Below are 13,300 nucleotides of genomic sequence, written 5' to 3'. Positions count from 1 at the left end.
CTTAATTGAAACTAATTATGTATTTTGTATATTTTACTTTATCCATCTGGTAAACGTGATCAACCTCCTGCTTAACCGGACGTTTTTTACCTTCAACCTTTACCTTTTCTTCAACGCCAACTGTGAAGTCATTTCCTTCAACAGCTTTCAAGATACCCTTCACCTTCTTGCCGTCGGCATCAAGCACCTCTACATCCTTGCCAATGAAATTGATATACTGCTGCGGAACTTTGAACGGTTGACCCAAGCCTGCAGAGCCAACTTCGAGCTCATAGTCTTCCTCGTCACGGTTCAAATGATCCTCAATATACTTACTCAAGGCAACACAATCCTCAATCCATACTCCATCGGCATGGTCAATCTCAACAACGATTCTATCGTCGGGACTGATTTCAATGCTTACCAAGAAATATTCCTTATCTTGGAGCCATTCTTCAACTAATTTTTTTACGACGTTTTTATCAATCATATATACCTTATTAAAATAAAATGAGGAACTCTTGTGAGCCCCTCATTCCACTGAACGTTGCAAAATTACAAATATTTTTGTGATTAGCCAAAAAAAATGCAACTTTTTATTCGCAACGTGCACATTTTTAATCGATTGTGCACGTTTTTGTACTTATTTCTTCACAGGATGCAGTATTTTTTCGTATTCTGATGGAGAATTCAGCAATTTTACTGCTTCCTTAATCTGCTTGTCGTAACGCATGGAATTCTGGATGGCACCGCGCTGGAAATAATAGGCAGAAACGATGTCATTTTCCAACAGATGCTTGATGTAATCCTTGTTATAATCCAGATCCTTTGCCACATTATGGCTCAGCTTTTTCTTCAAAGCCTCAAACTCTGCCTTGGCATCATCGTAGTAGCCTTCAAACTTAGCGAGTTTTTCCAAGTCCTTGAGATACTTTTCTGTTTCACGGTCGTACTGGAAGTTAGCCTTCAACACGCGTGTCTTGAATTCATCATAGTCGGCATCGGTCAGCGAGAATTCCTTCGCAGGAGCAATAGCAGGATGCTTGGCGATATAATCAACCTCATAATTAAGCATCACCTCATTACTGTCGCGGGCACCAGCCAGATAGAAGGCGATGTTTGGCAAAGAATCAGGCTTTACTTCTACATCCGGCTTCACACCACCTCCATCTCTCACTTCTCTGCCACCTGCGGTATAGAACACCTTGGTAAGAGAGTCGGGAACATGCTCCACATAACCGCCCTTATCGTGCTTATAGTTGAGTGCCTGAACGCATCGACCGCTAGGAATGAAATATTTAGCAGTAGTGAGTTTCACCTGTCCGTTATAAGGCAAATCCATGGTAGTCTGCACCAATCCCTTTCCATACGTGCGCGTACCTAATATTACAGCACGGTCATAATCCTGCAGACTGCCGCTCATGATTTCACTAGCACTGGCAGAATTCTCGTTCACCAATACCACCATCGGCATAACGGAATCTATCGGTTCAACCGTGGTCTTATAAACATGATTAGAACGCTGCAACTTTCCCTTCATCTCCAAGACTGTCTTACCTTTAGGCAAGAACATATTGATGATACTGACCGCTTCGGTAACAGAACCACCACCATTATTACGCAGATCGAAGACAAGGCTATTGGCTCCTTGCTTTCTCAAATCGATGAAAGCACGACGCACTTCCTTGGCAGACTGCTCGGTAAAGGAATTGAAGTTGATGTAACCGATGTTACCCTCCAACATGCCATAATAAGGCAAGAACGGCAACTGGATGGTACGGCGTGTTACCTTCACCTTCATCGTCTTGCCTGTACTTGGACGCTTAACTTTCAGCATGAAAGAAGAACCCGGTTCACCACGAAGATGATCGCTGACATAGCTCACCTCCTTATTGGTCATATCCTCATCATCAATACTCAGGATGATGTCACCCTTCTTCAGTCCCACTTCTGCAGCAGGCATATTCTCGTAAGGCTCGCTGATACAGACGCGCTGCAACTGGAAATTGTAGCGTATCACCGCACCTACACCCGCATACTTGCCGGTGAGCAGGTTCTTGAGTTCCTTCATCTTCTGCTCTGGATAATAGGTAGTATAAGGGTCAAGACTACGCAACATGGCATTGATACCATTTCCGACCACAACTTCAGCATCGAGCGTATCAACATACATCAAATCGAGATTCTTGTAGATGGCATTGAATATTTCCATATTCTTTGCGGCTTTGAAGTCATGATCTTTGTCAACCTGGGCAAAAGTAGGAACCGCCAGGAGCACCATAAGCAAGGAGAACAGTATTCTTTTCATTGTTACCTTATTTAATTGTATATGATTCAACTTATTGGTTATTTCCTCCCCCTCTTCACGGCATTCGCCCTCGGGAGAAGTTTTCGACCACAAAAGTACTCATTTCTTTGCGAAAAACACCATAAAATAGGCAAAAAGTGGCACAAAGATAAGAAAAAATACACTTTTTTAGGGAAAAAGCGAAAAAAGTCAGCAAAAAATTTGGCAGAATGAAGAAAAGTTAGTACTTTTGCACACGCAAATAAGGAACGTCATGTTCTTTACAGAAAAAACGCTTCAATAGCTCAGTTGGTTAGAGCACCTGACTGTTAATCAGGGGGTCGTTGGTTCAAGCCCATCTTGAAGCGCAAGAGAGTTTCAGGTTAGCCTCACAACTCATCTTCTTTCATAGCAAACTGCTTCAATAGCTCAGTTGGTTAGAGCACCTGACTGTTAATCAGGGGGTCGTTGGTTCAAGCCCATCTTGAAGCGCAGAAAAGAGTCGCAAGTTTTACTTGTGACTCTTTTTGTTTATCCACATTTTATCCCACTTTGCATTCTCCATTCCCATTTACAAATACTATATCCGGCAATAACCAGAGAAAGCAAATCGGGTAGGAGGTAAATGTTACTCATAAGAGGCATTTACCTCCTACTTTCGCATTCACCGACCTCCCACACCACCGTACGTGCGGTTCCGCATACGGCGGTTCCTACTTTGGGTGCCATTCGAGATACGAACCCATCAGCGTGACATACCCTGTCTTACGAAGACTATCATTGCTGATAGCCATTTTCAAAATAGGACTGTCTGCTACACGCCAATACCCAAGACGGCTGTTGCCCCACATATAGGCTTGGTATTTATCTATACCACACCTTACGAGGTTGGCAATCCTCGTCTTGACTCTCTTCCAAGACTTCCATATACACATGCGTATTCGTCTGCGCAGCCATTTGTCCGTTTCAAGGAGCAGTTGCTTCATATTTGCAAGATGATAGTACCCCACCCATCCTCGTATGTATTCCTCTAGCTTTTGCTTCCATTTTTCATATCCCCATCCATTGCTCCGATTCGTAAGTTCCTTTAGTTTGGCTTTCATCTTTGCTTTGGATTTGGGATGCACAGTCAGTTGGCATTTGCCTTTGGATACATAGAAGGAGTAGCCGAGGTATTTCACACCACGCACATACGAGACGACCGTCTTCTCCTTGTTCACCTTGAGGTATAGTTTACCTTCTATGAACTTGGTGATGGACTCCTTGACTCGCATTGCCGCTCGCTTGGACTTACAAAATATCATTGAGTCATCGGCATAACGAACAAAGGGGAGACCTCTGCGTTCGAGTTCCTTGTCCAACTCGTTGAGCATGATGTTGCTCAGCAGTGGACTCAACGGTCCTCCTTGGGGAGTTCCCTCCTCACTTGCCTCGAAGAAGCCCTTGTTTATCACACCGCTGCGAAGATATTTGTGTATAAGGCTGACAACCCTCCCATCCTTGATGGTTCGGCTTAGGATTTCTATGAGTTTGCTATGACTCACCGTGTCGAAGAAGCGTTCCAAGTCTAAATCGACAACGTATATATAGCCATTGTCGATTATCTTCTGCGCTCCCCTAAGTGCATCGTGGCATCCTCGCCTTGGGCGGAAGCCGTAACTTCGTGACGAGAACTGTCGCTCATAGATGGGTGTCAAGGTTTGGTTGATGGCTTGTTGCACCAATCGGTCAACCACGGTGGGGATGCCCAACAGGCGCTTCTTGCCATTGTCCTTCGGCATCTCTACTCGACGGACTGGGTTCGGACGGTATGAGCCGTCCTGCAAGGAACGTATCAGAGAATCCTTGTTAGCCAAGAGCCAAGGGAGGAGTTCCTCACAAGACATCTTGTCGATACCGCCGCATCCCTTGTTGCGAACCACCGCTTTGTAGGCTTGGTTCAGGTTATCGGGACTAAGGATTCGCTCCAACAAGTGCTCCTTGTCGAATGGTGCTTCCACGATGTTGTCTTCACACATCCACATGAAAGTCTGCGCTCCCCCATACCATTCGGATTCCGTCCTAGCTCTTTGGGGGCAGCCATTAACTTTTGCCAATGTTTTCTGCGTTCTTACTTTCATAAGGTATGTTTCATTTACTATCGTTTAATATAGGTTCTGTCCTTCATGCGCTATATCGAAAAGCACACTACTATGACATCTGCTGACTTCTCACGGCTAGCTTTACTCCTTGCCTTTCGCAACATAGCTATTCGACAAGTCCGTGAGACCTCCTCGGATAAGGGCATTGTCTTTCCATCTTATACCCACTTCATTTACACCAACCGTTCCGAATAGCTATAGGGCTTTGGTTTGTATAGCAACCTTACCCACGGTCATATGCCTTGTATGAAGTTTCTGTCCGTTAGGTCAGATGTTTGCCGCCGGCTTCTTTCAGATTTCACCTCACGATGAACACCCTTGCCTTTGGCTATGTAATTCCCGCTATTAGGGCTTACTCGGGACTTGCACCCGTTAGACAATGCTCGTGCCGAGCATACTATCAAAAAAGGCACATTCCGATCGGAATGTGCCTTTATATATAATAATGTGTCTAATACGCAGATTATTCTACATCATTGTTGTGATCCAAAGAGTCGTTGAACCCCTTAGGAGCCTGCTCATCATTACGATGCTCGTAACGACGTGGCTGACGAGCTGGACGCTCACCGCGACCTTCATGACGCTCATCACGACGACCGCGACGCTCACCGCGCTCAGGACGTGGACGACGCTCACGCTCTACATAGCCCTCTGGCTTCTCCATCAATACACGATGAGAAAGTTTGTACTTGCCAGTCTTAGGATCAATCTCCATCAACTTCACCTTGATCTTGTCGCCTTCCTTGATGCCAGCCTCTTCAACTGTCTCAAGACGCTTCCAATCAATCTCAGAGATGTGGAGCAAACCATCCTTACCAGGGAGAATCTCTACGAAGCAACCGTAAGGCATAATAGAGCGAACAGTACCCTCGTAAACCTCACCAACCTCAGGAACAGCTACGATAGCCTTGATCTTAGCCAAAGCTGCATCGATAGAATCCTTGTTAGGAGCAGATACCTGGACGTGACCCTTACCATCAGTCTCCTCGATAGTGATTGTCGCACCAGTATCCTCCTGCATCTGCTGGATAATCTTACCACCAGGGCCGATGACAGCACCGATGAACTCCTTAGGGATATCGAATGCTACGATACGTGGAACCTGTGGCTTCATCTCAGCACGTGGCTCAGAGATAGTCTCCATCATGCAGTTGAGGATGTGCTCACGACCAGCCTTAGCCTGCATCAAAGCCTCCTCAAGAATCTCGAAGCTCAAACCATCACACTTGATATCCATCTGTGTAGCAGTCAAGCCATCGCGGGTACCAGTGGTCTTGAAGTCCATATCACCCAAGTGGTCCTCATCACCGAGGATATCACTGAGGATAGCGTACTTGTCCTCACCTGGGTTCTTGATAAGACCCATAGCGATACCAGAAACTGGCTTCTTCATAGGAACACCTGCATCCATCAGGGCGAGAGTACCGGCACAAACAGTAGCCATAGAAGAAGAACCGTTAGACTCCAAGATCTGGCTTACCAAACGTACTGTGTAAGGGAAGTCTGTAGGAATCTGGCCCTTCAAACCACGCCATGCCAAGTGGCCGTGACCAATCTCACGACGGCCTACACCGCGCTGAGCCTTAGCCTCACCTGTTGAGAATGGAGGGAAGTTATAGTGAAGGAGGAAGCGCTGGTAGCTCTTCTCGAGCACACCGTCGATAAGCTTCTCATCCATCTTTGTACCAAGAGTACATGTAGAGAGAGACATAGTCTCACCACGCTGGAAGATAGCGCTTCCGTGAGGCATTGGGAGTGGAGATACCTCGCACCAGATAGGGCGGATTTCTGTAGTAGCACGGCCATCAAGACGCAAGCCCTCATCGAGGATGCAACGGCGCATAGCATCGCGCATTACGTCATCATAGTAACGGGTAGCCTCAGCGTGCTTCTCCTCCAAGTCTTCCTCAGAAAGATCGGTATGAGCAGCGTCATACTTCTCGAGGAAATCAGCCAAAACCTTGTCGAAAGCATCCTGACGTGCATGCTTCTCCAAAGCCTGGTGGTTGATATCATAAGCTGGCTTGTAAAGCTCAGACTTAATCTGCTCACGGAGTTCCTCATCGTTGATCTCGTGGTCATACTCACGCTTCACGTCAGTACCCTTCTCCTTAGCCAACTCATACTGGAGTTCGCACATAGGCTTGATAGCCTCGGCAGCCACCTTGAGGGCACCAATGAGATCCTGCTCAGAAACTTCCTTCATCTCACCTTCTACCATCATGATATTGTCCTTGGTAGCACCAACCATGATATCCATGTCTGCCTCTTCCATCTGCTGGAATGTAGGGTTTACAACATACTCACCATTGATACGAGCTACACGAACCTCAGAGATATAGTACTCGAAAGGAATATCTGAACAAGCCATGGCAGCTGAAGCAGCGAAACCTGCGAGGGCATCTGGCTGGTCAACACCATCGGCTGAGAGCAACATTACCTGTACGTAAACTTCTGCATGGTAGTTAGAAGGGAAAAGTGGACGCAAAGCACGGTCCACAAGACGAGAGGTAAGGATTTCCTCATCGCTGGCTTTGCCTTCGCGCTTGGTGAAACCACCAGGGAAACGACCTGCAGCACTGTACTGCTCACGATAATCTACTTGCAAAGGCATAAAATCTGTACCCGGAACTGCATCCTTTGCTGCACAAACAGTTGCGAGAAGCACTGTGTTACCCATGCGGAGAACCGCAGCACCATCAGCCTGTTTTGCAACTTTTCCGGTCTCAATTGTGATGGTTCTTCCATCAGGCAACTGAACACTTTTTGTAATTACGTTCATCTAAATTAAAAAACTTATTGTTTTGTCTAACATCTAAAATATCTAAAACGCTGCAAAGATACCTCTTTAATTATTAATAAACAAATAAATCAGCAATTATTTTCCACTTTTTTTAATAATTTATCTATAGAAGGTGCATTATTCGCAATTTTATTACTATCTTTGCACTCGATAATTTTGCAAAATAATAAAATTCATGAAGATAACTAGACTCTTTTCAGTGGCAGCGATTATGGTAGCTGCACTGGCTTTGACTTCTTGTAACAACAAGAAATTCCACATCAACGGCAATATCACAGAGGCTCAGGACTCTATGCTCTATCTGGAGAACATCAGCCTGAACGGTCCTGTGAAAATCGACTCTGTGAAACTGGGCGAGGATGGCGCCTTTGCCTTCGACGAGGCTGCCATGGACTCTGTTACCCCAGAGTTCTACCGCTTACGCATCGCCAACCAAACCATCAATCTTTCCATCGATTCTACAGAAACTGTCAAGGTAAAGGCGGCTTATCCGCAGATGAGCTTCAAATACGAAGTGGAAGGTTCTGAAAACTGCAACAAGATCAAGGAGTTGTCTCTTAAGCAGATGACTCTCCAGAGCAATATCAACGGGCTCGTGAAAGATCCTAACATCGGCAACGATTCTATCGAATCCATCGTAGGCCGCATGCTCCAGGCTTACAAACAGGACATCAAGACCAACTACATCTTCAAGGAGCCAATGAAGGCATACGCTTACTATGCGCTCTTCCAAACTGTACAGTTGGGCAATGTGAATACGCTTATCTTCAACCCTCGCAACAACAAAGACGACGTGAAGGTATTTGCTGCCGTAGCAACCAGTTGGGACACCTACTATCCTGGCGCTGAGCGTGGCAAGAACCTCCACAATATCGCCATCGAGGGAATGAAAGACATCCGCATCATCGAGAACCAGATGGCACAGCAGCAGATTGAGGCCAGCAAGGTGAGCGTAAACGGATGCATCGAACTTGCACTTCAGGACAACAAGGGACAGGTACGCCGTCTCTCCGACCTCAAGGGCAAGGTGGTACTGCTCGACTTCCATCTCTTCGCCAGCAAAGAGAGCACCAAGCGCATCATGATGTTGCGTGAACTCTACAACAAGTATCATGCTGCCGGACTGGAGATTTATCAGGTATCAGTAGACCCTGACGAGCACTTCTGGAAGACCTCTACCGCTGCCATCCCTTGGATTTGCGTACGCGATGAAGATGGCATTCAGGGCAAGAGTCTGGCTCTCTACAATGTCCAGAGCATTCCTACCTTCTTCCTGATCGACCGCACCAACACCCTGCAGGCACGTGATGCACAGATTAAGGACATAGAGGCAGCCATCAAGAACCTTCTTTAAGATAACCAGGAGTTAGAAGTTTGGAGAAAACAGTTTCGGCTTTTCATCTTCCAGCTTCTAACTCTTATTCTTTAACGTCAGTTCTGTATCTGCTTTCATGATAACATAGATGGCAATATCAGAATACGAACTATACAAGGAACTTAAGAACAAAAAACGATAAACTTTTAAACCCTAAAAAATGAATAAGAAATTTTTAGCAATGGCAGCCTTGGGGCTTATCACAATAGGAGCGCAGGCTAAAGTAAAGTTGCCACACATCTTGGGTGACAACATGATTTTACAGCAAAACACAGAGGCTAGCCTCTGGGGATGGGACAAACCAGGAACCACCGTAGAGGTAACCACCTCATGGTCTGGGCAGAAATATTCTGCCAAGACCGGAAAGGATGGCAAATGGGCTATCAAAGTACAAACCCCGAAGGCGAGCTACACCCCACTCTCCATCACTTTCGATGATGGCGAAAAGACCACTCTCAACAATGTGCTGGCAGGAGAAGTATGGGTTTGTGCAGGTCAGAGCAACATGGAGATGCCTGTAAAAGGATTTGGCAACTGCCCTGTAGAAGGTTACAACAAGGCGGTGCTAGAAGCAAACCAGTACAAAGGCATACATTACGTAAAGATTCCTAGCGTAATGAGCAGTAAGCCGTTAGATGATGCCAACTGCGAATGGAAGGAGGTTAACCCGGAAACCGTAGGCGATGCATCTGCTACAGGATACTTCTTTGCACAGGTAGTAAACAAGACTCTTGATATTCCGGTAGGTCTGGTCATGGCAAACAAGGGTGGAAGCCGTGTAGAAAGCTGGCTCGACCGCGACTACCTGAAGAAGAACACCAAGGAAGAGCTCGACTCTGTAAAGATGACCAAGAACCCTAAGTTTAAGTGGGATTTCCTCTACCCTCTTCTCTGGGGTAACGGAACTTTCCACCCTATCCTCAACTATAGCGTAAAGGGTATTCTCTTCTATCAGGGATGTTCTAACGTGGGCGACCCGGACGGCCAGTATACCAAACGTCTTGCCGACCTCGTTGCCCAGTGGCGCAGAGACTTCAAGCAGGGCGAACTGCCATTCTATTTCGTACAGATTGCACCTTATCATAATGGCGACGTAAATGGCGATTGGGGACCTAAGCTCCGTGAACAGCAGTTCAATGCAGCCAAGGTGATTCCAAACAGCGGCATCGTCTGTACCGAAGACCTGGTTTACCCATACGAGGTTGAGCAGATTCATCCATGTCAGAAACAGCCTGTAGGCGAACGTCTTGCACTCCAGGCACTCAGCAAGACCTATGGCATGAAGGGACTCTTCAGCGAGAGCATGACCTTCAAGGAGATGAAGATTGTAGGTGATACAGTAAAGGTGCATTTCGACAACACCTACGGAGCCTACAACCGCTTTGAAGGTATCGAAGGTTTCGAAGTTGCAGGCGAAGATAAGGTATTCCATAAGGCTACAGCCAAGCACTTCTGGCAGGAAGGCAACGATCCTTGGAATGAGTGCGTCATCGTAACCAGTCCTGAGGTAAAGAAACCAGTAGCCCTTCGCTACTGTTTCCGCAACTTCCAGCTCGGCAATATGGCAAATGCAGGCAACCTGCCTCTCTTCCCATTCCGTACAGATAATTGGTAAATATCAGATAACCAGCGGCCGATCTTTGTTCAGCAGTCAAAGACCGGCCGCTTTTCGATTATAACATGATGATAAATTCTTTTCCATTATACATTAATCATAAATGAGTCACGTATTAGATAAGTTTCAGTTTTGCCCGGTTTGCGGCTCTAATCATTTCGAAATCAACAACATCAAGAGCAAGAAGTGTAAGGACTGCGGATTCTCTTATTACCTCAATCCAAGCAGTGCTACGGTAGCTCTCATACTCAACAGTAAGGAAGAGCTCCTGGCAGTAAGGCGCAAGAAAGACCCAGCCAAGGGAGCACTCGATTTGCCAGGCGGTTTCGTCGACATGGATGAAACAGGTGAAGAAGGTATAGCAAGAGAGGTAAAAGAGGAAACCGGACTGGATGCAACTGACGTTAAGTATCAGTTCAGCTACCCAAATCTCTACCTTTACTCAGGTTTCATGGTTCATACCCTCGATATGTTCTATGAAGTGAAGGTGAAAGACGACACTCATATAGAAGCAATGGACGATGCTGAAGAATCATTCTGGATACCATTGAGCAGACTCAATCCTGATGAGTTTGCATTCGATTCCATACGCAAGGGGCTCCATCGTTATTTGGAAACAAAATTGGGGTAAAAAGGGTTCAATACAGCCAAATATGGCTCCCAAACATTAAAAAAACCAAAAAAAACACCATATAATAAGGTATAAGCAAAAAGTTTACTTACTTTTGCCAACCGAAAAAATTGTGTATAAGCTTATGCAAGAGAATTTAGTAATCGTCGAGAGCCCTGCGAAGGCTAAAAAGATCGAAGAGTTTTTAGGTAAGGACTATAAGGTTATGTCTTCTTACGGTCATATCCGTGACCTGAAGAAGAAGGAACTTAGTATAAACGAGAAAACCATGGAACCTGATTATGAGATTCCAGAGGAAAAGAAAAAACTCGTTACAGAATTGAAAACGAATGCGAAGAAAGCCAAGAAAATCTGGTTAGCATCCGATGAGGACCGCGAGGGAGAAGCCATCAGCTGGCACCTTTGCGAAGTACTGGGATTGGATGAGGAGAAGACAAACCGTATTGTCTTCCACGAGATTACCAAACAGGCTATTCTTGACGCAATCAAGAACCCACGCCATCTGGACATGAACCTGGTGAATGCCCAGCAGGCACGTCGTGTACTCGACCGACTGGTAGGTTTCAAGCTTTCTCCTATCTTGTGGAGAAAGGTTAAGCCAGCCCTTTCTGCAGGTCGTGTACAGAGTGTTGCTGTCCGTCTGATAGTAGAACGTGAGCGTGAAATCCAGAAGTTCCAGAGTGTTCCATACTATCGCGTTACCGCTATTTTCGCCCTGATCAGCGACAGCGGCAATGCAACAGAGGTAAAGGCAGAACTGGACCAGCGTTTCAATACCCACGAAGAGGTTGAAGCTTTCCTTGAGAAGTGTAAAGACGCTAAGTTTATGGTTGAATCTGTAACCAAAAAGCCTTTAAAGCGTTCTCCTGCACCACCTTTTACTACTTCTACTCTGCAACAGGAGGCAGCACGCAAGCTTGGTTTCACCGTTGTACAGACCATGATGATAGCCCAGAAACTTTACGAAAGCGGACGCATCACTTACATGCGAACCGATAGCGTAAACCTCTCTACGCTCTGTTCCAACGCCAGCAAAGATGAGATTATCAGAGAATATGGCAAGGAATACAGCCAGACTCGTGCCTACCACACCAGTTCAAAGGGTGCACAGGAAGCGCACGAGGCTATCCGTCCTACATATATGAATGAACCAACCATCGAAGGAACCGCTCAGGAGAAGCGCCTTTACGAACTCATCTGGAAGCGTACCATCGCATCTCAGATGGCTGACGCACAACTCGAAAAGACAACTATCAACATCAATATCGGCAACACAAGCGAAAAGTTTGTTGCTACCGGCGAGGTTGTTTCATTCGATGGTTTCCTCAAGGTTTATCTCGAGTCAACCGACGATGAAGAGCATGCTGAGGATTCTTCCCACATTCTTCCAGCCCTGAAAGAAGGCGATGAATTGCAGCGCAGAGAAATCCTTGCTACAGAGAAGTATTCTCTGGCTCCTGCAAGATACACAGAGGCCAGTCTGGTGAAGAAACTGGAAGATCTCGGCATCGGCCGTCCATCTACCTATGCTCCAACTATCAGTACCATCCAGCAGCGTCAATACGTAGTAAAGGGTGACAAGACGGGTGAAGAGCGCACATTTACCATAGATTCTCTGAAGGGCATCAAGATAACCCAGAAGTTGAAGAAAGAGATGGCAGGCTCTGAAAAGGGCAAGCTTCTGCCTACTGATATCGGCATCGTAGTAAACGATTTCCTGATGGAGAACTTCCCGAACATCATGAACTACAACTTTACAGCAGACGTAGAGAAGAAGTTTGATGATATTGCAGAAGGAAAGACCGAATGGACCAACTGGATGAAGGATTTCGACAAGGGCTTTGAGCCTGAAGTGAAGGAAGTCCTGGAAGCCCGCAACCAGCACAAAGCCGGCGAGCGCAATCTCGGAAATGATCCAAAGACCGGAAAGCCAGTATTCGTCAAGATTGGCCGTTTTGGACCAGTGGTACAGATTGGTTCTGCAGAAGACAAAGACAAGCCTCAGTTTGCCCAATTGCCATCAGACAAGAGCATCGAAACCATCACCCTGGAAGAGGCTTTGGAACTCTTCAAGCTACCAAGAGAACTCGGTGATTATGAAGGCATTACTGTAACAGTTGGCTCTGGCCGATACGGCCCTTACATCCTCCATAACCGCAAGTATGTTTCTATTCCAAAGGAGGATGATCCGCTGACCATCACACTGGATAGAGCCATCGAACTGATCAAGGAAAAGCGCGAAGCCGAAGAGAAGCGCCATCTCAAAGTTTTCGATGAGGACGATAAGATGGAAATTCTCAATGGCAAGTATGGTCCATACATTGCTTACGACGGCAAGAATTACCGCATTCCAAAGGCAAAACATGAGAGTGCAGAGGAGCTTACATACGAGGAGTGTATGGAAATTATCAAAGCTGCTCCAGAACCAAAGGCTAGAGGCAGAAAGAAATCATAAACATGCCTCATTGA

General features: G+C 46.2%; 8 protein-coding genes and 2 tRNA genes. 6 read left to right on the top strand and 4 right to left on the bottom strand.

The window, feature by feature from the left end; all coding sequences use genetic code 11:
* Position 1 precedes the first annotated feature (1 nt).
* Positions 2 to 469 carry a ribosome assembly cofactor RimP gene (rimP, locus tag KUA48_RS09695; protein ID WP_218431925.1) on the bottom strand — a complete coding sequence of 156 codons (468 nt, stop codon included), beginning with the start codon at positions 467 to 469 and terminating at the stop codon, positions 2 to 4.
* A 153-nt stretch (positions 470 to 622) separates the two neighbouring features.
* Positions 623 to 2,287, bottom strand: a complete 1,665-nt coding sequence (locus KUA48_RS09690) for a S41 family peptidase (RefSeq protein WP_153087751.1) — start codon at positions 2,285 to 2,287, stop codon at positions 623 to 625.
* A gap of 273 nt (positions 2,288 to 2,560) precedes the next feature.
* Between KUA48_RS09690 and KUA48_RS09685 the strand changes: the two genes are divergently transcribed.
* Positions 2,561 to 2,634: transfer RNA gene (locus KUA48_RS09685), tRNA-Asn, on the top strand.
* Between the two features lie 50 nt (positions 2,635 to 2,684).
* Positions 2,685 to 2,758, top strand: a tRNA-Asn gene (locus tag KUA48_RS09680).
* 221 nt (positions 2,759 to 2,979) lie between these two features.
* On the opposite strand, the gene ltrA is transcribed toward KUA48_RS09680, so the two are convergent.
* Together ltrA and pnp are read right to left on the bottom strand one after the other, a co-directional pair.
* On the bottom strand, positions 2,980 to 4,386 hold the full coding sequence (gene ltrA, locus KUA48_RS09675; RefSeq protein ID WP_218431927.1) for a group II intron reverse transcriptase/maturase: 1,407 nt from the start codon (positions 4,384 to 4,386) through the stop codon (positions 2,980 to 2,982).
* 484 nt (positions 4,387 to 4,870) lie between these two features.
* Positions 4,871 to 7,189 (bottom strand): polyribonucleotide nucleotidyltransferase, encoded by a 2,319-nt coding sequence (pnp, locus tag KUA48_RS09670; protein WP_153072578.1) that lies wholly within the window; start codon positions 7,187 to 7,189, stop codon positions 4,871 to 4,873.
* Between the two features lie 196 nt (positions 7,190 to 7,385).
* Here pnp and KUA48_RS09665 point away from each other — a divergent pair, with 196 nt between their 5' ends.
* The 4 genes from KUA48_RS09665 to topA all read left to right on the top strand — a co-directional run bounded on the left by KUA48_RS09665 (position 7,386) and on the right by topA (position 13,286).
* On the top strand, positions 7,386 to 8,564 hold the full coding sequence (locus KUA48_RS09665; RefSeq protein ID WP_022120778.1) for a TlpA disulfide reductase family protein: 1,179 nt from the start codon (positions 7,386 to 7,388) through the stop codon (positions 8,562 to 8,564).
* A gap of 181 nt (positions 8,565 to 8,745) precedes the next feature.
* Positions 8,746 to 10,200: a sialate O-acetylesterase gene (locus KUA48_RS09660; protein WP_153072580.1), complete on the top strand. Its 1,455-nt coding sequence runs from the start codon at positions 8,746 to 8,748 to the stop codon at positions 10,198 to 10,200.
* Between the two features lie 103 nt (positions 10,201 to 10,303).
* A complete protein-coding gene (locus KUA48_RS09655; RefSeq protein ID WP_153072581.1) occupies positions 10,304 to 10,831 on the top strand; it encodes an NUDIX domain-containing protein in 528 nt (175 codons plus the stop codon).
* A gap of 124 nt (positions 10,832 to 10,955) precedes the next feature.
* Positions 10,956 to 13,286: a type I DNA topoisomerase gene (gene topA / locus KUA48_RS09650; RefSeq protein WP_117695295.1), complete on the top strand. Its 2,331-nt coding sequence runs from the start codon at positions 10,956 to 10,958 to the stop codon at positions 13,284 to 13,286.
* The last annotated feature ends 14 nt before the right edge of the window (positions 13,287 to 13,300 follow it).

This window comes from Segatella copri (genome assembly GCF_019249795.2).
GTDB lineage: Bacteria > Bacteroidota > Bacteroidia > Bacteroidales > Bacteroidaceae > Prevotella > Prevotella copri_B.
The sequence above is the reverse complement of the archived record's forward strand: the minus strand, read 5'-3'. Positions and strand labels throughout refer to the sequence as shown.

Coding starts and splice junctions, on each gene's coding strand:
- rimP (WP_218431925.1), bottom strand. CDS start 469: ATGATTGATAAAAACGTCGTAAAAAAATTAGTTGAAGAATGGCTCCAA.
- KUA48_RS09690 (WP_153087751.1), bottom strand. CDS start 2,287: ATGAAAAGAATACTGTTCTCCTTGCTTATGGTGCTCCTGGCGGTTCCT.
- ltrA (WP_218431927.1), bottom strand. CDS start 4,386: ATGAAAGTAAGAACGCAGAAAACATTGGCAAAAGTTAATGGCTGCCCC.
- pnp (WP_153072578.1), bottom strand. CDS start 7,189: ATGAACGTAATTACAAAAAGTGTTCAGTTGCCTGATGGAAGAACCATC.
- KUA48_RS09665 (WP_022120778.1), top strand. CDS start 7,386: ATGAAGATAACTAGACTCTTTTCAGTGGCAGCGATTATGGTAGCTGCA.
- KUA48_RS09660 (WP_153072580.1), top strand. CDS start 8,746: ATGAATAAGAAATTTTTAGCAATGGCAGCCTTGGGGCTTATCACAATA.
- KUA48_RS09655 (WP_153072581.1), top strand. CDS start 10,304: ATGAGTCACGTATTAGATAAGTTTCAGTTTTGCCCGGTTTGCGGCTCT.
- topA (WP_117695295.1), top strand. CDS start 10,956: ATGCAAGAGAATTTAGTAATCGTCGAGAGCCCTGCGAAGGCTAAAAAG.